This window comes from Alteromonas sp. DY56-G5 (assembly GCF_041414725.1).
Lineage (GTDB): Bacteria > Pseudomonadota > Gammaproteobacteria > Enterobacterales > Alteromonadaceae > Alteromonas > Alteromonas macleodii.
This window is the reverse complement of the sequence record NZ_JANHZQ010000043.1, coordinates 13,998-35,749: the sequence shown is the minus strand read 5'-3', so window position 1 is coordinate 35,749 and position 21,752 is coordinate 13,998. Positions and strand designations below refer to the sequence as shown.

The 21,752-nt window shown below is 42.9% G+C and carries 18 protein-coding genes and 1 pseudogene; 9 read left to right on the top strand and 10 right to left on the bottom strand.

Annotation, left to right across the window (positions count from 1 at the left end; translation table 11 throughout):
* Window positions 1–67 precede the first annotated feature (67 nt).
* Window positions 68–337 (bottom strand): annotated as a pseudogene (locus NO989_RS17535) (DUF305 domain-containing protein); the annotation flags it as partial.
* A 121-nt stretch (window positions 338–458) separates the two neighbouring features.
* On the opposite strand from NO989_RS17535, the gene NO989_RS17530 reads away from it, so the two are divergent.
* A complete protein-coding gene (locus NO989_RS17530) occupies window positions 459–854 on the top strand; it encodes an ion channel (RefSeq protein ID WP_044055684.1) in 396 nt (131 codons plus the stop codon).
* Window positions 855–1,101: 247 nt separating this feature from the next.
* On the opposite strand, the gene NO989_RS17525 is transcribed toward NO989_RS17530, so the two are convergent.
* From NO989_RS17525 to NO989_RS17485, 9 genes are all read right to left on the bottom strand, one after another.
* The gene (locus tag NO989_RS17525) at window positions 1,102–1,461 is read right to left on the bottom strand and encodes a DUF6488 family protein (RefSeq protein ID WP_020742705.1); all 360 of its coding nucleotides are present in this window, start codon (window positions 1,459–1,461) and stop codon (window positions 1,102–1,104) included.
* A 17-nt stretch (window positions 1,462–1,478) separates the two neighbouring features.
* Window positions 1,479–1,991, bottom strand: a complete 513-nt coding sequence (locus NO989_RS17520) for a hypothetical protein (RefSeq protein ID WP_061486897.1) — start codon at window positions 1,989–1,991, stop codon at window positions 1,479–1,481.
* A gap of 20 nt (window positions 1,992–2,011) precedes the next feature.
* Window positions 2,012–2,710 carry a HupE/UreJ family protein gene (locus tag NO989_RS17515; protein ID WP_196898114.1) on the bottom strand — a complete coding sequence of 233 codons (699 nt, stop codon included), beginning with the start codon at window positions 2,708–2,710 and terminating at the stop codon, window positions 2,012–2,014.
* 4 nt (window positions 2,711–2,714) lie between these two features.
* Window positions 2,715–5,861 carry an efflux RND transporter permease subunit gene (locus NO989_RS17510; protein WP_196898116.1) on the bottom strand — a complete coding sequence of 1,049 codons (3,147 nt, stop codon included), beginning with the start codon at window positions 5,859–5,861 and terminating at the stop codon, window positions 2,715–2,717.
* Between the two features lie 12 nt (window positions 5,862–5,873).
* Window positions 5,874–7,112, bottom strand: coding sequence for an efflux RND transporter periplasmic adaptor subunit (locus NO989_RS17505; RefSeq protein WP_281716260.1), 1,239 nt, complete (start codon window positions 7,110–7,112; stop codon window positions 5,874–5,876).
* Window positions 7,109–8,398, bottom strand: a complete 1,290-nt coding sequence (locus tag NO989_RS17500) for a TolC family protein (RefSeq protein WP_196898120.1) — start codon at window positions 8,396–8,398, stop codon at window positions 7,109–7,111. Before NO989_RS17500 ends, NO989_RS17505 begins: the two co-directional genes overlap by 4 nt.
* Before the next feature lie 87 nt (window positions 8,399–8,485).
* Window positions 8,486–9,430, bottom strand: coding sequence for a M56 family metallopeptidase (locus tag NO989_RS17495; protein WP_196898122.1), 945 nt, complete (start codon window positions 9,428–9,430; stop codon window positions 8,486–8,488).
* An 8-nt stretch (window positions 9,431–9,438) separates the two neighbouring features.
* Window positions 9,439–9,825: a BlaI/MecI/CopY family transcriptional regulator gene (locus NO989_RS17490; protein WP_012516825.1), complete on the bottom strand. Its 387-nt coding sequence runs from the start codon at window positions 9,823–9,825 to the stop codon at window positions 9,439–9,441.
* 145 nt (window positions 9,826–9,970) lie between these two features.
* Complete coding sequence (locus NO989_RS17485; protein WP_012516826.1) at window positions 9,971–11,260, bottom strand: tyrosine-type recombinase/integrase; 1,290 nt, start codon at window positions 11,258–11,260, stop codon at window positions 9,971–9,973.
* Between the two features lie 1,096 nt (window positions 11,261–12,356).
* Here NO989_RS17485 and NO989_RS17480 point away from each other — a divergent pair.
* The 8 genes from NO989_RS17480 to NO989_RS17445 are packed head-to-tail and all read left to right on the top strand — an operon-like array spanning window position 12,357 to window position 21,698.
* Entirely contained in the window at window positions 12,357–13,091 is a 735-nt protein-coding gene (locus NO989_RS17480; RefSeq protein WP_370245610.1) for a methyl-accepting chemotaxis protein, read from the top strand.
* Between the two features lie 57 nt (window positions 13,092–13,148).
* Complete coding sequence (locus tag NO989_RS17475; protein ID WP_371342953.1) at window positions 13,149–13,514, top strand: response regulator; 366 nt, start codon at window positions 13,149–13,151, stop codon at window positions 13,512–13,514.
* A gap of 37 nt (window positions 13,515–13,551) precedes the next feature.
* Window positions 13,552–15,744, top strand: a complete 2,193-nt coding sequence (locus NO989_RS17470; protein ID WP_371342952.1) for a chemotaxis protein CheW — start codon at window positions 13,552–13,554, stop codon at window positions 15,742–15,744.
* Window positions 15,741–16,244 carry a chemotaxis protein CheW gene (locus NO989_RS17465; RefSeq protein WP_014947935.1) on the top strand — a complete coding sequence of 168 codons (504 nt, stop codon included), beginning with the start codon at window positions 15,741–15,743 and terminating at the stop codon, window positions 16,242–16,244. Before NO989_RS17470 ends, NO989_RS17465 begins: the two co-directional genes overlap by 4 nt.
* Window positions 16,245–16,295: 51 nt before the next feature.
* Window positions 16,296–19,199 carry a PAS domain S-box protein gene (locus NO989_RS17460; RefSeq protein ID WP_371342951.1) on the top strand — a complete coding sequence of 968 codons (2,904 nt, stop codon included), beginning with the start codon at window positions 16,296–16,298 and terminating at the stop codon, window positions 19,197–19,199.
* Window positions 19,200–19,202: 3 nt separating this feature from the next.
* Window positions 19,203–20,033 (top strand): CheR family methyltransferase, encoded by an 831-nt coding sequence (locus NO989_RS17455; protein WP_014997027.1) that lies wholly within the window; start codon window positions 19,203–19,205, stop codon window positions 20,031–20,033.
* Between the two features lie 14 nt (window positions 20,034–20,047).
* Window positions 20,048–20,677, top strand: coding sequence for a chemoreceptor glutamine deamidase CheD (cheD, locus tag NO989_RS17450; RefSeq protein ID WP_014997028.1), 630 nt, complete (start codon window positions 20,048–20,050; stop codon window positions 20,675–20,677).
* A complete protein-coding gene (locus NO989_RS17445; protein ID WP_371342950.1) occupies window positions 20,652–21,698 on the top strand; it encodes a chemotaxis response regulator protein-glutamate methylesterase in 1,047 nt (348 codons plus the stop codon). Before cheD ends, NO989_RS17445 begins: the two co-directional genes overlap by 26 nt.
* The last annotated feature ends 54 nt before the right edge of the window (window positions 21,699–21,752 follow it).

The following is a 21,752-nucleotide window of genomic DNA, read 5'->3' as shown; positions in this document are numbered from 1 at the left end:
TCAATATGAGGCTGATATGGCAAATTTAGGAAAAGCGGCTTAACTGGGTTGTGTGAATTTGCTTGACCACGTCACTTTGTGAACGAACAAGATAGATACACAAGGCGAAAGTAAGTGCCGCTATTATAAAAATGGCTGTATTGAGTTTCTTGTTGCTATACATACCTAACATGAAAGCTAACATTATAATCGCCATGCCTGCCCCCATATAGAGTGCCATATAAGTCCTTGTCTCACTGAACCAGACATGCGAGATAGCGTAGGTATTTAAGTACATCATTAAAAACATCGCTACAGTTGAAGTTATTATCATTGCAGCGAACTTAGAGTATTTCATATGTAATCCTTACTTAAGAAACAGTTAATATTTGTAAATCTTTCTAACAAAAGAAAGCTTGAGAGAGGTTACAAACCAATCAATCTTAACTAGTCAAGTTTTGTACCAACAAGGAAATATTATGTTTTTGTCTATATTAATAGTTTTAGCTGCACTGTTGATCTGCGTAGGGCTGCATCTTTTTAATATTTCAGTAGTCGCGGACAATATCAGCGAGAGATTGAAGGGAGCTTGGATAAAAACACTGTCGGTAGTCGTTATTGCCATTTCGAGCCAACTTTTACTAGCAGTCATTTTTACTCTGGCGTATGAAATTGGACTTTATTTCGAGCTTGGCGATTTTAAGCAACCTGCCACTTCCATGGATATTTTTTACTTTTCACTAACTACGATTACTACATTGGGTCTTGGAAGTATCGAGCCGGACGGACATCTACGAATGATAGCAGGAGTTGAATCGGCTACAGGGTTTCTACTAATAAGCTGTTCAGCATCGAAAGTGTTCAAGCATATGTAATGTAAAAACTGTAACCTGAGAAGATGTAAACCTCACCCGTCAGGACTAGTTTTTAATGAAACAATGTTTCGCAAATTATTGTCTTTTTAGATACTAAAAAGCGAACAATAGAGCACTCTTTGCTTCTCTCTTAAAGAAGTTTGAGGGTATGGCTTAGCAAACGTTTCAGAACCAAAAGCACGGTTGAAAGCTGACTTTATGATTCTGAAAATCTCTTGTTCGAAACTTAAATTCTCATTAACTTCGATTAATGAGAATGGCCATGACCTTTGTCAAATGAGGTTGCCTTTTCAACATTGAGGACTTTTCCTTTTTTGCTAATGCTAAAGAAAAGAGTTTCACCGTTCTCAGAGTTTGTCGCTTTAACTATATATTCTCTCTCTGTCGCTTCAACTAATTCGAAATCTCCCTGTGCGACCTTATTCCATGATGTGTCCAGCTTCCCTACAGACATTCCATTATTTTTAAAAGTAAGTGTTTTAGCCGTTGTCTGGGCAGCTTGGATGACCTCCATAACACTTACCTCGCCATGCGCTCCTCCATGTGCGAAAGCATTAGAAGAAGCTAAAAGCGCAGATGCAATTGTTAATACTTTTATGTGTTTCATTCTGTGATTCCTCATTTTTACTTTAAACCTTCAACGATGTATTCACCGCTGAAAATTAGTTGAACATCAATATCTTTGTCTGTGTTGTTTTTCCAATACCAGCCATGTGACCCGTTAAAAGGAACAACAAAACTCCCTTTCATACTTTCAACAGTAGCGACAGTGTATGACTTAAAATAGCCAGTATTATCACCATCTGGTTCACCATGAAGATCGACATATAGCTCGCCATTACTTGTTTGCCATTCATAAGTGACCTGCTGGCTCTCCATCATGCTGAGCTTATACTCGATACCTTTACCTGCTGGAACAGTAACGACCACTGTATCTTGGTCACCGTCTGTACTTGTCTTAGCAGAAGGAGATTCTCCGTCCTGATTAAATACTGTTAGACCGAGCTTCTTTCCGACACCAGTAGGGTCAATGTCATACTCAGCAGGTAAAATAAATAACACTAGAGACACTACTGCTACTGACAATGCAATTACAGTCGCTTTTATCAGTGCACGATTTGTTTGATTAGATTCCATAAATATATTTCTCATAAAATTTAGCTAACAAAATACCCTGTTAGTTGCATCCCAACTAACATAAAACCACCACTCATCAAGGCTGTGTTCGTTGCCGCAGAAAAACGGTCGAAACTCTCGAATTGACGCCAAAAATTAATTAACAGAAGAATAAAAATAAGAGCCATAAACTGACCAATTTCTACTCCAATGTTAAAGGAGAGTAGATTTAGCGCTAGCCCATCTTCAGGTAAGTGAAACTCTTGGATCTTTGTTGCCAATCCGAAGCCATGAAACAAGCCAAAAATAAGTACAGCTTTCTTAGGGGCGGGTTGTTTACCAAAGAAGTGGGTGAATCCTCCGAGGTTATCAAACCCTTTATAAACCACTGATAAACCGATAATTGCATCAATCAGGTATGCATTAACTTGGATATTAGCTAGGACTCCAGTCATTAGAGTTAAACTGTGACCTATCGTGAACATACTTACGTAGAGCAAGACGTCTTTACTATTTCTCAGAAAAAACAGCACTCCCACTAGAAACAGCAAATGGTCATAACCCGTAACCATATGTTTAGCTCCGATATACAGAAAGGGAATTATCTGGATACCAGTGTTGTTTTCTAAGAAGTTACGTGTACTGTCGTCTACACCGTGTGCAAAGGCTTCAAACGAAGCCATTGCACACAGAGATAGAAGAAGGTACACCAAATGCGTTAGCTTTAATTTACCTAACATTTATTTACCCTTCGCTTTTCATTAATGAATTCCCAGAATTGTGCTCTTCAGACTTGTCGTTCGAATGTAAAATTCGAAATAGTGCGGGTAAGACGAAAAGCGTTAAGATTGTTGAAGAAATTACACCTCCTATTACAACGGTTGCCAATGGTCTTTGAACTTCAGAGCCGATTCCTGTGTTTAATGCCATTGGAATAAAACCTAGCGAAGCTACGAGAGCTGTAGTGATAACAGGTCTTAATCTCGTTACTGCTCCTTCAATAATTGCACTTTCGAGCAATTGGTTCCTCGAAATTAAATCCCGAATAAACGAAACAAGCACTAATCCGTTCAGAATTGCTATACCAGATAACGCTATAAAGCCGACTGCCGCAGATATTGAAAAAGGGATGCCTCGAAGGTACAGAGCAAAGATCCCCCCTGTAAGTGCCAACGGAACCCCTGAAAAAATAATGAGCGAGTCTTTTATCGAACCTAGTGCCAAGAATAAAAGTAAAACAATAAGAACAAGTGTGACTGGCACCACAATGCTTAAACGCTCAGACGCAGACTGTAGCTTTTGATAAGTACCACCATATTCAATCCAGTAACTGGCAGGTAATTTAACTTTAGATTTAATCGCTACCTGTATATCTTGAACAAAGCTACCTAAATCTCGACCACGCACGTTGGCAGTAACAACGACTCTGCGCTTTCCGTTTTCGCGGTTGACTTGATTAGCTCCTAAAATAACTTCCATATCAGCAAGCTCTTTTAGAGGTATATGCTCACCATTTGGTAAGGAGATAGGCAAATTAGACAGCGAATTTACATCTTGGCGCTTTTCCTCAGGAAGACGCGCTACAATATCGAAACGTTTATCGCCTTCGTAAAATTTTCCTGCGACTTGCCCCCCCATAGACACAGCTACTTGTGTTTGAAAGTCTTCAAGGCTAAGCCCGTATAATGCGAGCTTTTCTCTGTGCGGTAGAAAAGTGAGTACTGGAAGACCTTTAGTTTGCTCTACCTGCACATCACGTATACCTTCAACATCCTGAATTGCCGTTTCGATTTCTTTCCCGAGTTCAGCCAAAGTATCAAAATCATCACCAAATACTTTTATTGCAAGCTCTGCTCTAACTCCAGCAAGCAACTCATTAAATCGCATCTGTATTGGTTGGAGAAATTCATACCTATTGCCTGGCACAGGTGTAACTAGTTCTTCTAATTCAGCAACTAGCTGTTCTTTAGTCTTATTAGGGTTAGGCCATTCGCTTCTAGGCTTAATAATTATAAAATTATCAGCAACGCTAGGAGGAACTGCATCTGTAGCTACATTCGCGGTACCTATTTTTGCAAATACGCGCTCTACTTCGGGTAACGCTTTTATTCTCTCTTCAAGTACTTTCTGCATCGCAATAGATTGCGATAGTGAAGTACCAGGAATTCTCAGCGCATGCATCGCGATGTCGCCCTCATCAAGGTTTGGCACAAACTCACTGCCGAGCCGCATCCCCATAAATGAAGCCAGCACAACTAATGAAAATGCAACTGTAATGACCAGCCATCTCGCCTTTAAAATAACCTTCAGAGCAGGCCTATAAAGTGATACTGAGGTATTGATAATGATGTTTTCTTTCTCAGTTACCTTGCCTTTGAAAGTTAGCGCAATAGCAGCAGGGATAAATGTAATTGAAAGTACCATCGCGCTAACAAGAGCTATTACTACCGTTATTGCCATTGGGTGAAACATCTTTCCCTCAACACCTGATAGCGCAAATATAGGTAAGTAGACTGCGGTGATTATGAAAACCCCGAATAAAGCAGGTCGAATGACCTCTCGTGTCGCATCGTAAACTAAGGATAAACGTTGTTTGGCGTTAAGCTCGCCTTTTTGAGTGGCATGAGAAAGTCTCCTCAAACAATTCTCAACGATAATGATAGCCCCGTCGACTAACAATCCAAAATCGAGTGCACCTAAGCTCATCAGATTCGCTGTTGTTCGTGTTTGAATCATTCCCGTTACAGTCATAAGCATGGCGAAAGGAATAACTAAAGCTGTCAAAAATGCGGCTCTTATGTTGCCTAATAGTAAGAACAGAACAACAATGACCAAAATAGCCCCTTCAGTAAGGTTCATTTTGACCGTATCTAATGTTGTATTGACTAGTTTTGTTCGATCGTAGACAGCGTTTACGACTATTCCTTCGGGAAGTGACGCGCTAATTTCTTTTATTCGTTCACCAACACCTCTCGCGACCTTTTGGCTGTTCTCGCCTATCAACATAAAGACTGTACTCAGCACGACCTCTCGACCATTCTGTGTTGCAGCCCCAGATCTTAGCTCCTTACCTTCTTTTACTTCCGCGACGTCTTTTACTCGAACAATCTTGCCAAGGTCTGTAGGCAAAGGAATCTCAGAAATTTGTTTAAGCGTTTCCACTTGTCCAGGCAGTCGAATTAACCATTGAGCACCATTTTTCTCAATAAAACCTGCACCTTTATTTGAATTATGCTTTCCTACTGCATTTATGACATCTTGCTGAGTTAAACCGAATAACAATAATTTATCGGGGTTCAGTGCAATAAGGATCTCGCGCTCAAATCCTCCAATTGGGTTGACTTCAACAACGCCTTCTACTTGCATCAATTGTGGGCGAATTACCCAATCATGAACTGTTCTTAAGTCTGTCGGGGAAATTGGACGACCATCTTCATTGGTTGCCCCTTCCTTAGCGTCAACCGTGAACATGAATATTTCACCAAGTCCCGTAGAAATTGGCCCCAACTCAGGCTCCAGTCCTGAGGGAAGTTCAGATTTTGCAGCGTTAATACGTTCATTGACTAATTGCCTAGCAAAATAGATATCAGTGTCATCATTAAAGATTGCAACTACTTGTGATAATCCATAGCGAGATACAGAACGCGTATAAGACAGGTTTGGAACTCCTGACAATGCGGTTTCAAGAGGAAACGTGATACGTTGCTCTACCTCCAGTGGGGTATACCCAAGTGCCTCTGTATTTATTACAACCTGCACATTGGTAATGTCTGGTACAGCATCAATTGGCAGCTTTTGGAAGTTCCAAAGGCCAAGCATCGCTACCGCGAAAACAAAAACGAGAATTAGCTTACTTCTCTCGATTGAAAATTTTAAAATAGCATCTAACATTCAAGGAGTTCCTTAGTGGTCGTGAGACGCGCCCGACTTCTCAATATCAGCCTTTATTATGTAGCTGTTGAGAGTGACATATTCTGTTCCAGAGGGAATGCCGTTTAGTACTTCAACCCATCCCTCTGCTTTTCGGCCGAGCTCAAGCATCCGAACTTCGTATTGATCACCAAACTTTCCATAGACCACCGTGAAATCTCTGAAAGCCTGAAGGGATTCCTCTTTCACAGCTCTTTCAACGGTGAATGAGTCAAAGAGAATTTGGGCAGTTATAAACTGTCCTGGTGAGTAAAAGCCGTCATTATTATTGACAATGGCGCGATAGACTTTTGCTTGCGAGCCGTTAACGGCATAAAGGCTGTCAAAAATTTTAGTGCTTATCGTCTTATCGTGACCCGGAACTTGTATATCGACGGGAGCATCTAACAATTTCTTGTTTTGGTCTTCTGGATATACGTTCAGCTCTGCTATTAATTGCGAGGTATCAGTAATAGCGACTAGTTTCTTGTCTCCCGATTGTTCGCCTACCCCAATATCCTGAAATGTAATTAGGCCATCAATCGGCGATTTAACTTGATAACTTTGCAAGCTTTCGCTTGATTGGATAGTGAAAAGAGTCTGCCCTTTCTTTACTGCTTGACCTAAAATGACATCAACAGAAGTTACTTCGCCTGGATAACGCGCAGATATATTCCTCACTGCATTGGGAGGTAAAACTAACTGGCCATATACTTTCAACCGCTCATTAAGTTTTTTACTCGATACGAAATCGGTTTTAATGTCCATAGCCTTTGCTAGTGAATCATCTATTTTTGTCCTTCCTTCATAGTTATCGTAAGACCATTCGTATGTTTTGCCTTGGTAATTGGCGGTAAGTGAAACTAAAAAAGAGTGAGGTTCATAGATAACCATGTCACCGCGCAGATAATTGCCCTCAACATAAAAATCTATGTCATCGATGCCATCTCCCAAACGCGTGAGTTTTACGTGCACTTCAATGTCTTCAGCTGATATTCGCTGTCCTGCATAACTAGCGTATACACGAAATTCGGGAGGGGTGCCGGTTTCATAAATCGCCAGCTCGATAGCAAGGTCACCCTGTCTCAATACTCGACCATTATTAGGGCCTTTCTCTACTTCTTCTTGAGCAATTTCTTTAGCTGACTCAGCAACAGCTAGGTTACTGATTGCGGATAAGCTAATGCCAATATGGGCAAATGCTATTAAGGTAAATAATTTGCGAAGTTTCATAGTGCTCTCTCATTCTTGGATACCGAAGTACCCGTTAATCTCTCTAATTCAATGTTAAATAGTTGAATGTTGGTATAGGCATCGATTAGGCTCTTCTGCGCATTTAACAGTTCTTTCTGGACTGCAAAGAGGTCCGTATATGAGTAACTTCCGATGTTGTATGCTCGACTAGCTTGCTCATTTGCTTGCTCTAACATCGGAATGGAACTGTTTGATAATTTTTGGATTACATGGAGGCTGTGCTTTAATTTGTGAGTCAACAATAGAGCATCAGTGGAAATACTTTGAAGTAAGGCATCAGATTCAGCAGCACTTTGGCTCTGCTTTGCTCGCAAAGACGTGATTAATCCTTTATTACGACCTTCGCCTCCAATAGGTATTGATATCCCAGCTACAAATGCAAAGTCGTCAATTACTTCGTTTCGTCTAATGCCTGTCGACACTTCCCAAGCGGGTGACTCCTCTACTACTGCCAAATCAATTTCAGATTCAATTTCTTGTTGCTGTAATATGTAGCGTTGGATTTTCGGGTTTTCCTTCAATCTTTTCAAAACTTCATCTAACTCAGAAATTGAAGGAATATTTGTAAGCGTTCCAGTTACTGAAAAGTTTGTAGTGCCCTTCCACTGCGCCGCTAATGCAGATTTTGTTGCTGCAATCTCATGAACAAGATCTTCTACTTCTAGCTCGTACAAAGATAGCGAAGCGCGAGCGCGGAGTTCATCGATAGCGTTAGCTCTTGCTGCTTTTACACGACCTTCTACATTGTCCAAGAGATCTTTCGCTTGGTCTTCTGCAATCTTCGCTAACTTTAAGTTCTCTTTTTGAGCCAATAAGGTTATATACAATCGTGCTGTATTTGCTGCGATATCAACGGCTCTAACCTCTTGATCAATTGTAGTTGCATCAGCTTTCGATGAAGCCAGATTGACCCTAGACTCGATAATGTCATTTTCAAGTAACCATGAAATGCTCAATGTTGCTTGCAATCCAGATACCCCTGAGTTGTTGCCAGAGCCCAAGAAATCCTCGAGTTGCGCATTAACTACTTTAGGCGTGCCAACCTCAGCTTGAGTAATAAGAGCTTTTGCAGCCTCTGATTTATGTGTGAATACATGTAATTCAGGATGTTGTTGCAGAGATAGACTAATTGCATCATTCAATGTGAGTATTTCTTGTGCATTAACACCAACAGACATCCCACTGATGGACATGCTTATAAGCATACCACTCACAAAAAACCGATTGATGATCGGTTTTTTGCTTAATTTTTTTCCAAAAAACATAAATAAATTCCTTATGAAAGCTTTTTAAAAGCCTTCGACTAGGTTTGAAAATAAAAACCGTTCACCGGTCGGTTTTCAGAATTAATTTTAATGGCTAAACACCGTTTCAATAAGATGATGAACACCGTCTAAAGAAGTCATACATAGAAAAAATAATGCAATGGCAAAAGAGAACGCTACAGTCTTATTGATAGGTGACAACTGCAACCTACCCAAGAGGAAATAGATGCGTTGCTCAAGAACATCTGCGCCGAAATTTACAACTAAAGCGCTTGACTTAAGTATGTGCTCTTGCGCATTCAGCTTTGCAACTTTAACTAAAGTGCTTGCAACAAATATCCGGTCAATTCCTTCTTCTAATACAGCATTGTCTGCATCTTGTTCCATAGCCAACACCATCTGTAGAGTTAGTAATCTTGCTATTGGTGCGAAATAAAACGAGACCAAAATACTAAACAGCCACTTTTTCAGGGGATCATTATTTACAACATGCGCTCTTTCGTGCTTTAAAATGACATCAAGTTCTTCGGGAGTAACCTCATTCAAAAGCCCTGTAGTTATGAAGCATTTCTTGCTCCGTATTCCAGAGGTAAACGCTGCAAATTTAGGTATCTCAACTTCATATACCCCCCGGCTTAAGTTTTTTGAGAGGCAAGTTAGCAAGCTCACCTCCTGTCTATGAAGCCATAGCTGTCTCGTCTTTGAAGTCAATACAAACATCATGTAAGAGAGCAGGAGTATTATTGTAACTGCATGCCAACTAAACCAGTTGAAATCTGATATATGATGCCAATGAGCATATTGTTTAGTTTCAAATATGCTTGAGTAGACATATATATCAAGTAAGTAAAGACAGACTAAAATGCTCATTATCCATGGCATTGAAACACAAAACCAAAGCAGAGCTTTCCTTGGTTTTAACTGAACAGATGTTAACTTTTGTCCTAGTAAAGATACGCCAATAGACACAACCAAATTAGTTATTGCGAATGCAATAGTAAAAATTGCTAGCAGGTTGAAGAATATTGTCATTATTTTACTTAATCCTTGTTCACTGACTTGAGCTTTTTTTGCTCTTCTATAAGTTGCTCTAGTTTAGTTAGTTGGTCGACACTAAATTCACTTGAGATGGAAGAAAAAGCTGCGATAAGGCTGCTATCGTCGCCAGCAATAAAGTCACTAGCAACTGACTTTATAAGCTGTCCGATCAACTCGTATCTCTCGACTTTTGTGTTATAGATATATGCATGCCCCTCTTTTTTTCTGGCTAGAAGTCCCTTTTTGAAAAGGCGATCAAGTGTACTCTGGTAGGTATTTAAGCTTCCTCCCCTCACATTTATGAAATGCGAATAAAGTTGCTTTACATCAACATCTTTGTGCTTCCATAAATAATGTAGAACTAGCTTTTCAAGTTCACCAAGATTCATATTCGCCGCACCCTTTTAAAAAACCGATTAACGATAGGTATTATACATAGAGAGTACCGACCGGCAATCGGTTTTTATCTCAGTTTTTTTTTCACTTCATCGTTAGGCGGAACTTATTAATAATATTATCTCACTATATTTTGCACTAAATACACCCACGCTTTCTCAACTCCTCAGCCCATTCTTTAAAGCGTTTTTCGTCGCGCTCTGCGGTCTTTGCACGTCTGTTCAATGTTTTCTTAGACAATGCTTTGGGCTCTTCTTTGTCAAATGTTACTCCAGACAAAGCATCGGCAAACATTTCCGGCTTTACGTGACTATAGTGCTGCTCGATCATTGCTGTACTGGTTCCACATTGGCGCGCAATTACGTCCATGCTGGTTCCGTTGAGAAGCTGCCACGTAATGTAGGTATGTCGAAGAGAGTATAGCGTTCGCGGTCCTCTGGGTGACTCTTTTAATCCCGAACTTTGGAGAGCTTTCTCAAATGCCTTACCTAATTGCTTTGTGGGTTCACCATTTGCTAGCAAAAATAGTTTTTGGTTAGGTGTACGCAGTGGAAAACGTTCTCTGAGTCTAGTTAAAGCACCAATCACATCACGTTTACAAACTACTTTACGAGGGCCTGTATATTTTGTTGTTTTACCTTTGGTGATGTGAATGAAGAATTGAGCTTTAGACCCTTGCGTTTTTATTTCGATGTCCTTCCACGTTAAGGCGTCCATTTCCGTTCCGTGCCTAATACCAGTATTTATTGTTATTTCACAATAATCATAAAGTAACTCACAGATCTGACGAGTTTTTTCACTATGGGCATTAAATTCTCTTTCTAGTATTGCGTCCAATACAGCTTCGTATTCCTCTTCCGAAAATGCAGAGCGGCGTTTGCCTGCTTCACCTTTAGATGAAAGAACAGGTACTTGAGCGGCGATCATCCATTTTTGCTCAATAGCTTCTTTAAAAACGAGCTGAAGAGCAGCATTGTGAGTTAATAATGTAGAGGAGGCTGGAGACTTCTTCATCCGCCCTTTACGCCACTCATCAAATTTAGATATTTCTTCTTGGTCAATTGAAGTAATAAATGTCCGTGAAAAGTAAGGTATGTGGTAGTTTTCTAAAGCTCGAATATAGTCTTTATAGGTGCGTTTACCGCCCCCGTGTTCTAGTTGCTCTTCAAGCTTTTCGATGACGCGGTCAGCTACGTCTTTGAATCGCTTACTTTGGACTAGTGTGTTATTTTCGTGTCTAATTTGGTGGTCTAAGAAGATTCGATGTGCCATGGCGATAGCTTCGTCTTTATCTTTCTTCTTAGTTGATTTACAGAGCCATTTTTTGTGGTTGGTTAGTATAAATCGCGCGTACCAGCGTTCACTGTTATCTTGTTTAAAGATATACAGCTCATCGTTTATGTCGTGTCTTTCAGTCTGTTTTGCCATAGCGCCAGTAAAACAGAAAAGAGTTCTTTTTGCAAAGAATTTGCAAAGAAATTAAAAGTAACTTATTTTCAAAGACTTAAATTAGTGATTTACATTGAAAATCCGCGTGTCCCTGGTTCGATCCCGGGTCGAGGCACCATCATTGAAGCCCTTGCAGAAATGCGAGGGCTTTTTTGATCCCGGCGGTTGAAAAACACAGGCACCAACACCGAATGCCTTGCAGAAATATCAATCTAATCATCTTTTTGGTTGTTATGGGCCAACTCCACCTTATTCCTTAGTAGTAGAAAACAAGCGCGATAAGTTCAAGTTAGCGCTTTTTAAGCGCAATTAAAGCCCAAAAACGCTTTTTTAATAAAAAACTTATGCATGTTCTTGCCTACTTTTCAAAATGGGTACTACGCTTACTTCATATGTAAAAACACAGCGAAATATAACGTTGTTACTCCTTAGGGAGAACGCGTTGTGACATTGTGTTTGTAAGAGATAGTTTTCGGCCTATCACCTTTGACGCGGAATTCAGTGAAGTTTTCCGGTGGCTAATAATGGCGAGAAGCGTGTTGCTTCATTCGTTGCCCTCGTTGATTTTGCGTAGCGTGACATTTGAGGTGGTGCTTAGCCGTGTGTGATTCTCAAGGAGAGTTTTTTGTCATCTAACAACGCATCTTCAAATCAGCAAAGCGCTGTGAAAAGCATTTTCGCTATTTCTGGCATTGGGGTTATCGCTTCGTGGGCGCTGTATTTTTTAGTTTCGGCACTCGCGGCTCTAGCCGTCCTAACCGGCGCCATTGTTGTTTGTGCACTTATTCATGCAAAAAGTAACAGTGAAAGTGAAGAGATATATCCGGCAGACGACAACGCGGAAGATGGAGCTGGAAAAGGCAGCGCAGATTTGGAGGCCGTTAGTCAGGGGCTAAGCGTATCGCTGAGCACCTGCGACGGCAATTTATCGGATATTAAATCGACGCAGGATGATGCAGTAGAAACACTTTCCCACGCTTTTAGTAGCTTAAAGGGGCTAGTTTCTCAACAAACTGAGTGCATTGAAGATTTACTTAGCGTGGATGAAGCGCATACGCAGTCGTATTCGGATCGAATGCGCAACTTCGCTCGCGAAACCGATGGAACGCTAACGCAATTTATAGAATCCACAGAGCAAATGTCGTCATCGACGAAGCATTTAATGGAGCAAGTTCAAACCATTCAACAAGCCATGCCAACGGTAATAGAAGCCCTAAGTGGTATTGATGACATTGCAGCTCAAACAAATTTACTTGCCTTGAACGCAGCTATTGAAGCGGCGCGAGCAGGAGAAGCAGGCCGAGGCTTTGCTGTAGTCGCAGATGAAGTGAGAGCGCTATCGACTCGATCTACTCAGTTCAGCGATGTCATCAAAACTCAGGTCGAAAATATAAGAAGCTTGGTAGATAAGCTTACCGATACTGCAGAGTTTGTTGCGTCGCAAGATATATCTCAGGTGGTAAATGCGAAGTCACATATCAGCGAGCAGCTTTCAGAAATTATCAAAAAGGCAGAGGCTGACCTGGTAACTACAAAGCAAATTGAAGACATAGGTTTGCAACTTGATGAGTCGATAAACGCGGCCATTCGGGGTATGCAATTCGGTGACATTAACGGCCAACACATTCAGTACACCCAAGAAATGATCAAGTTCATTTTAGAGCAGTTGGCCACGTTAGATGCCAACAATATCGAGAATTTTATAAGCGCATTAAACGAGTACCAAAAAGGGCTCGCTGCGAAAGGAAAAAATGACCACAACCCAGTGTCTGCAACGTCAATGGACGCAGGGGAAGTGGAATTGTTCTAAGCTAAGAAAGGAACAGGAAGCACCGTCAGTAATGACATACTTTGGAGGAGTGAGCATATGAGCAAACACATTTTAGTTGTAGACGATTCAGTATCTATTCGTCAGATGGTAGAGATGACCCTCAAAGGGGCGGGCTATACTGTAACGACGGCCCAAGATGGCCAGGAAGCGTTAAATAAATGTAAAAGTCAGCAGTTCAATTTCGTATTAACCGACCAAAATATGCCTCGAATGGACGGCCTTACGCTTATTAAAAATTTGCGAGGCCTTGGGGCTTACAGCAGAACACCAGTCGTAATGCTTACCACTGAAGCAGGCGACGATATGAAAGCGAAGGGAAAAGCCGCAGGCGCTACAGGCTGGATGGTAAAACCTTTCGATCCCAACAAGCTTCTTGATGTAACGAAGCGCGTGTTGGGCTAAGTCGCCCACCCACTCTTAAAATCTGGAAGGATTCGGAATGAGCATCGATATTGAACAGTTTCATGGCGTGTTTTTCGACGAGAGCGACGAGCATCTCGACGATATGGAACAGCTATTGATGAGCTTAGATATTGAGTCACCTGATCCTGAGGAGCTAAATAGCATTTTCCGTGCTGCCCATTCTATTAAAGGTGGCAGTGGCATTTTCGGCTTTGATGCGTTGATGAACTTAACGCATGTGATGGAGAATTTGCTAGATAAAGCGCGTAACAATGAACTCAGCATTACCGCTGAAATTGTAAACGTGCTTTTAGAAACCCTCGATGTGTTGAAAGACACGCTCAATGCTTATCGCGATGAAACGCCGGTTCCAGAAGACAGCATTGCGCAGCGAATCAAAATACTTAATGAGGTAATTAACGGGCAAATCACTGATACTGCCTCTGACCCTAGTCGTGCTCCATCTGTCCAAAATGAGAATACGCAAAACGAAAGCGTACAAGATGATAGCTTCGGATTTTTCGATGATGAGCCCGGTGATCCTGCTTCAGACTCTGACGATAGTTTCGGCTTTTTCGACGACGAGCCGCTTAACGAAGTTAGCCAAGAGGAGACAATCCAAAGCAATAGTGAAGACGATGAAGGCTTCGGTTTCTTTGACGACGCACTGGGTGAGAGCAACCTCACTCAAGAGACGTCTACTCAAAAGTCAGTAAAAGAGGATGAGGGTTTTGGGTTCTTCGATGATGAGGAGACACTAAATACTACCGACATGTCCCAAACGGATAAGTCTGGTTCTGCTGTGGCGGGCACTACAAAGACCGGAGAACATCAGGGTTTTGGCTTTTTTGAAGACGCACCTTCAGCTAGCAATATTAATACTTCTCTAGAATCTGCGAGTGGTAACAACGCACAAAGCGCCAATACTCCATCGAATACAGCAACAACATCTAGCAATGTTAAAGCACCAACAAGTGGCGCCGCCCCCACGTCAACACAAGCCAAAACGCCATCAAAGCCGCCAGCGAAAAAAAGCACCGCCCGTGAATCGGCCTCTATCCGGGTAGACACCACTAAAATTGATGCCATGGTCAATTTAGTTGGCGAACTGGTTATCACCCAGTCAATGCTTTCCATGATAGGGCAAGACGTTGAAGGGCAAGTTGGCGAGCGACTTCAGCTTGCTATCGATGAACTGCAGCGAAACACGCGGGAAATCCAAGAATCGGTCATGTCGATGCGCATGCTTCCACTAACCGCAACCTTTAATCGCTTCCCTCGTTTAGTAAGAGACTTGGCAGGGAAGTTAGGCAAACAGGTTGAGCTGGTGCTTCAGGGTGGAAGTACCGAGATTGATAAAAGCTTGATTGAAAAAATTGTCGACCCCCTTACTCACTTGGTACGCAACAGTATTGATCACGGAATTGAAACACCTGAAAAACGCGCTGCTGCCGGCAAGCCAGAGAAAGGCACGGTTATTCTAAGTGCCGAGCAGAAAGGCGGCAGCATTATTATTAGCATTATTGATGATGGAGGCGGTTTACACCGCGACAAAATTCTTGATAAAGCTCGAAGTAACGGGCTTGCCGTATCTGATGATATGCCTGATTCAGAAGTATGGCAGCTTATATTCCAACCAGGGTTTTCAACTGCTGAAGCCATTACCGATGTGTCAGGAAGAGGGGTTGGTATGGACGTGGTGCGTCGTAATATCGAGTCAATTGGCGGGCGCATCGATATCGAGTCGAGCGCTGGAGAAGGCTCAGCCTTTTTCATTCACCTGCCGCTTACGCTAGCCATCGTTGATGGCATGTGTGTGTCGGTGGGTAAGCAAATCTTCGTGATCCCACTTTTAAATATTATTGAATCCTTCCAGCCCACCAAGCAACAACTGAAAACATTGGGTAACGATACCGTGCTGTACATCCGTGACCAATACTGGCCTTTGGTTCCTCTTTACGACTTTATGGAAGTAGAGGGAGCAGCACTTTCTCCTACAGAGGGTATTGTGGTGTTGCTTGAAAGCAGCAAGAAGCGTTTCGGTATTCTGGTTGATGCACTAGTTGGCCAGCAGCAGGTAGTGATTAAGAGCTTAGAAGAGCATTACCGAAAAGTGGCTGGAATAGCGGGAGCAACCATTATGGGTGAGGGTAAAGTCGCACTCATCATCGATGCAGACTCCATTGCTACAACGTATACCTCCAGTCAAATAGAGGAGTTACTTTCATGAGTGAAACTGCCTTGCATCAAGCGGTTACCGGTGGACAAGACAAGGAATACTTAAGTTTTGTACTTGGCGATGAGCATTACGCTTTGGACATAACTACAGTTAAGGAGATTAGAGGGTATGAACAAGTTACCAAAATTGCGAACGCACCCGCCTTCATAAAAGGCGTGATTAATTTGCGTGGTGACATTGTTCCCATCGTGGATTTGCGCATTAAGTTTAATGTAGGCGAGGCCACGTATAACGACTTCACAATAGTGATAATGCTGAATATTCAAGAGCGCATCGTTGGCATCGTGGTAGATGGCGTATCCGATGTTATTCGCTTGTCTGAAGAACAAGTACTGCCGCCACCAGAGTTTGGCGTGGCTTTTGACAGCAGGTATCTACATGGCTTGGCCGATGTGGATGAAAATATGGTCATTCTGGTGAACATAGAAAGCTTAATTACTAGCGAAGAGCTGGGTTTAGTCGCACCTGAAAGCGTAAAAGACGACGCGTAGTAACAAGGTCCTTCACTAAACGGAAACACCTGACATTGGGAAATATTAGTTATGGGCGTATTTAATTTTCTTAACGGCGAAGAGTTAAAAGTAGCGAAACACGACGCGCTTTTGAAGTCGAGCATTCTTAAGGCCAGTGCTTCGAATTTGTTGGTTATCGACAAGTCTGGAGTTATTCACTTTCACACTCCCGCTTTTTTGAGCATGGCAAAAGCCTATCCAAAGGATTTTTCCGTCAGTGATGGTGAATCATCACTTTCAGGCAAGCACATAGACGACATTACTAATGGATCCAACCCATCAGAAAATGTGTCTTATTCGCTTGCTCATACTTCGGGCGGTCACAAGCAACTTGTTTCTCTCGCCGAACATGGTTTTTGTGTCACGTCATCAGTCATAACGGTAGATGAGAATGGCACTCAGCTTTATGTCACCGAGTGGCAGGACAACACTGAAAATAAACGCAATAAAGGTATGGTCGATGCCATTATGCGAAGCCAAGCAGTGATTTCCTTTACTACAGATGGTGAAATCTTGTCAGCCAACGACAACTTTTTATCTGCTATGGGTTACAGCGAAAGTGAGGTGGTGGGAAAGCATCATCGTATTTTTGTCGACAGTAACTATGCACAAAGCGACGAATACAAACAGTTTTGGCAAAAGCTTAAAAGTGGCGATGTACACAGCGGAGAGTTTTGCAGAATAAACAAGCAAGGCGAAGAGGTGTGGATTCAAGCAACCTATAACCCAGTGTTTGATGACAACGGTGAGGTAGACTACATCATTAAATTTGCCTCTGACATTACTGCGCAAAAGCAGAAAAATGCGGATTACGAGGGGCAAATTACCGCTATTAATAAATCCCAGGCTGTCATTGAGTTTGACCTTGAGGGGCACATTCTTGACGCCAATGAAAACTTCCTCGCTGCAATGGGTTACAGCTTATCGGAAATTAAAGGGCAGCATCATAGTATGTTTGTCGACCCGGGCTATAAATTAAGTGCTGAATATGCAGCTTTTTGGCAAAGCTTAAAAGCAGGGGAGCACAGTGAGGGTGAATATAAGCGCATTGCAAAAGGTGGCAGGGGAATATGGATCCGCGCGTCTTACAATCCCATAATTGACAGCTCGGGCAAGCCATTCAAAGTGGTGAAGTTCGCCACTGATATAACGCAAGATAAATTGAAAAATGCGTATTTTGAAGGTCAAATCAACGCGATCAGTAAATCGCAGGCGGTTATAGAGTTTGACGTGGATGGCACCATCATTAGCGCCAACGATAACTTCCTCAATACCATGGGTTATCGACTAGATGAAATCAAAGGGAAGCATCACCAAATATTTGTAGATGAGGAAACCAGACAGTCTGAGTCGTACCAGCGCTTTTGGTCTGAACTTAAAGCAGGAAACTTCTTCTCTGGAGAGTTTAAGCGTATAAGCAAAGCAGGCAAAGCCGTTTGGATCCAAGCTTCTTACAACCCGATAGAAGACATGAACGGCAATCCGTTTAGAGTGGTGAAATACGCGACCAATATCACTGAAGACAAATTGAAAAATGCTTACTTTGAAGGCCAGTTGAACGCTATTAGTAAGTCTCAGGCTGTCATCGAATTTGATCTTGAGGGAGTGATCTTAAACGCCAACAGCAACTTCCTCGCCGCGATGGGTTATACCCTTGATGAAGTGAAAGGTAAGCATCACAGTATTTTTGTGGATCCTGCTTTCAAAAACAGCCCAGAGTATGCCGCATTCTGGGAACAGTTGCGTCATGGTGTGTATGCTAGCGGAGAATATAAGCGCTTCAATAAGTCAGGTAAACCAGTTTACATTCAAGCCTCTTACAACCCAATTTTAGACCAAAATGGCAAGCCATTTAGAGTAGTGAAATACGCTACAGACGTAACGGGAAGAACGTTAGCAGTAGAAAGTATTAAGTCTATTATGGCCAGCCTAACAGACGGCGATTTACTGAAAACGATAGAAGAGCCTTTGGAAGGTGATTTCAAAGTGCTCGGCGAATCTATCAACAACTTCATCGGTGAGTTGCGCGACACAATAATTCAAATACACACTGCCGTTGAAACTATAGATACCGCTTCAAATGAAATAGCTACGGGTAATGCAGACTTGTCTAGTCGTACTGAACAGCAAGCTTCAAGTTTAGAAGAAACGGCGTCCGCAATGGAAGAGCTAACCGGTACGGTGAAGTTAAACGCAGAAAATGCCGACCAAGCCAAAGGTTTGGCAAGCCAAGCTTCGGAAGTGGCGTCGGAGGGCGGTAAGGTTATAGAGCAAGTCGTGCACACCATGGGTGAAATTAACGACTCTGCTCAGCGCATTTCAGACATTATCGGTGTTATAGACGGCATTGCCTTTCAAACCAATATACTTGCCCTTAACGCGGCGGTTGAAGCCGCACGAGCTGGCGAGCAAGGCCGTGGATTTGCTGTCGTCGCCTCTGAGGTGAGAACGCTAGCGCAGCGTTCTGCAGAGGCAGCAAAAGATATTAAGGCGTTAATTTCAGCTTCAGTGGACAAAATTGGTGATGGCAATGTGTTAGTAAACAAGTCTGGGGAAACCATGGCTAACATTGTCACGGCAATTAAACGTGTTAACGACATCATGTCAGAAATTGCTGCGGCATCGTCTGAGCAAGCCACCGGAATTCAGGAAGTCAGTAATGCAGTGGTTCAGATGGACGAGATGACACAGCAGAACGCTGCGCTGGTGGAACAGGCTGCGGCGGCTGCGGATAGCATGAGACAGCAATCGGGTGAATTAGCGCAAAGGGTGTCGGTGTTTAAGGTAGGAAGTAACCGTAAACCTAGCCAAGCCGCTGAGATGCAGTCGCTCAATGGTAGCAAAGCATTACCTAAAGAACGTGAAGTGCCTAAACAGCGAATGAAAGCGCTGAATCCAGCTGCGCCCGACGAGTCAGATTGGGAGGCGTTTTAGTGTATGACCGCTATACCAAGCACGGACGCTCAAAGGGAATTTTCATATAGCCGAAGAGACTTTGAACGGGTAAAAAGCCTGCTGTTTAAACAAGCTGGAATTAACTTATCTGATTCTAAAGATGCGATGGTATACAGTCGCCTTGCCAGGCGGCTGCGCACCCTTGAGATAAACAGCTTCAAGGAATACCTAACGTACGTAGGCAGCTGTAAAGATGAGATGGAGCACTTTATCAATGCGCTCACCACAAACCTTACAGCGTTTTTCAGAGAGCCACATCACTTTGACGCACTTGCCAACTACTTGAGAAAGCGGCCTCAAACTAAGCGCATCTGGTGCGCTGCAAGCAGTACAGGAGAAGAGCCTTACAGCATTGCAATGACAGTGGCATCGGTGTTTGGCACCTTCACTCCCGATATACATATTCTTGCCACAGATATCGACAGCAAAGTATTACAAAAAGCCCGTGAGGGTGTGTACGCCCAAAACAGTATTAGTCAGTTGTCTTATGACTATAAAACACAATTTTTCTACAGGGGGAAAGGCGCACAAACAGGGAGAGTAAGGGTAGTAGATGAACTGAGAAAAATGGTGCAGTTCGAACCACTAAATTTAATGTCACCAAACTGGTGTGTGGAAGCGCCGGTAGATGTGATTTTTTGCCGTAATGTCATGATTTATTTCGATCGCCCTACGCAGCGTAAAATTTTAGCGCGCATGGTGAAATTGATGTGTAGTGACGGTATGTATGTAGCAGGACATTCTGAAAACTTCACGATGTATCCTGAACTGGTCGCACCCATGGGGAAAACCATTTATCGGCCAGTCGGTTAAAAGGAATTTGCAGTATGAGTCAGGATGAAAATCCCATTCGTTATTTTGACAACCGCCTTCAAAAAGAGGCCGTGAAACTCTTGCCGGGACAGTATTACGCCACCGCTTCAGATAAAGCGTTAGTAACCATCTTGGGCTCTTGTGTGGCTGCGTGTATTTTCGACCAGGAAAAGAAGATTGGCGGTATGAATCACTTTATGTTGCCCGATCTCAACTTCACCACGAACCTCGACGCTTGCTTAGCCACAAAGTACGGTGTACATGCCATGAACATGTTAATCGATCAGCTTGTTCACCTTGGCGCTCGTCGCAATAAGCTCGTGGCAAAAGCGTTTGGAGGGGGGAAGGTACTGCCTGGATTTGTGCAGCAGGACATTGGCCGAGTCAACGCTGAATTCGTTTTGGAATATCTGGATAACGCGAACATACCGCTTATTAGTAGCGACTTAATGTCTACCTATGCACGCAAAATTTATTACTTTCCGGCCGACGGCAATGTTTATATGAAGCGAATTCGTGAGTTTAACAATGCCACGCTTTACGAGCGTGAATCAACCCATCGGGTGCTACTCTCTGAACAAGCCAAAACTGGTGTTATTTCTTTTTCGGAACAGTCACATGCCTATAAAAGTCCTCGTAGTTGATGACTCTGCGTTAATACGCCAAATCCTGTCAGAAATTATCACGCGCGATCCTAGCTTATTGCTGGTGGGGGCGGCGCCAGACGCCTATGTTGCCAAGCGAATGGTACAAGAGTTCAGGCCCGATGTAATTACTCTAGACATTGAGATGCCGAAGGTAGACGGGCTACGTTTTTTAGAAGTAATGATGAAGGCGATGCCAACCCCAGTTGTGATGATATCTACGCTGACTGAACGAGGTGCCGATGCAACACTGCGTGCGTTGGAGCTTGGCGCGGTAGATTTTATGGCAAAGCCAAAGCTAGGTGTGGCACAAGGCATGGCGGAATATGCAGCGGTTATCGTTGAAAAGATAAAGGCCGCCGCTCACTCAAGACTGGGCCAACCAACCCAAACACGTTGCACAAAACATGCTTCTATGCGCTATACCGGCACAGAAAAGCTAATTGGTATAGGCGCATCAACTGGGGGAACCGAAGCAATAAAAGACGTGATCATGCATTTTCCTCGCAATGCACCAGCTACCATTATTTCCCAACACATGCCGCCGGGCTTTACCACCACCTATGCCAAGCGGCTCGATAGTCTTTGTGAGATAACCGTAAGAGAAGCCCATGGAGGTGAACGTTTGTTGCCGGGTTTTGCGTATTTAGCGCCAGGTAATAAGCATTTGAAAGTAGAACGTAGTGGCGCAGATTACCGTTTAACCCTTGATGATGGGCCCAAGGTATCTGGGCACAAGCCCTCTGTTGATGTGATGTTTGATTCATTGGCTGAGCATGCTGGCGCAAACGCGGTGGGTGTACTGCTTACCGGAATGGGGCGCGATGGGGCGCAAGGCCTTAAGAATATGCACACCAAAGGTTCCGTTACCTTTTGTCAGGATAAGAAAACCTGCGTTGTTTATGGTATGCCCAAAGTGGCTGTAGAAATGAAAGCCGCTAGTTTTATCAAGCCGTTAGAAGATATTTCAGATGCAATTTTGGATACGCTTGAAGAGCTGGGAGCGGGTTCGCGCCTTTGATGTTGATACGAAAATTAAAAGTGCCGAACTATTGTATGGTTCTATCTTAGTGCT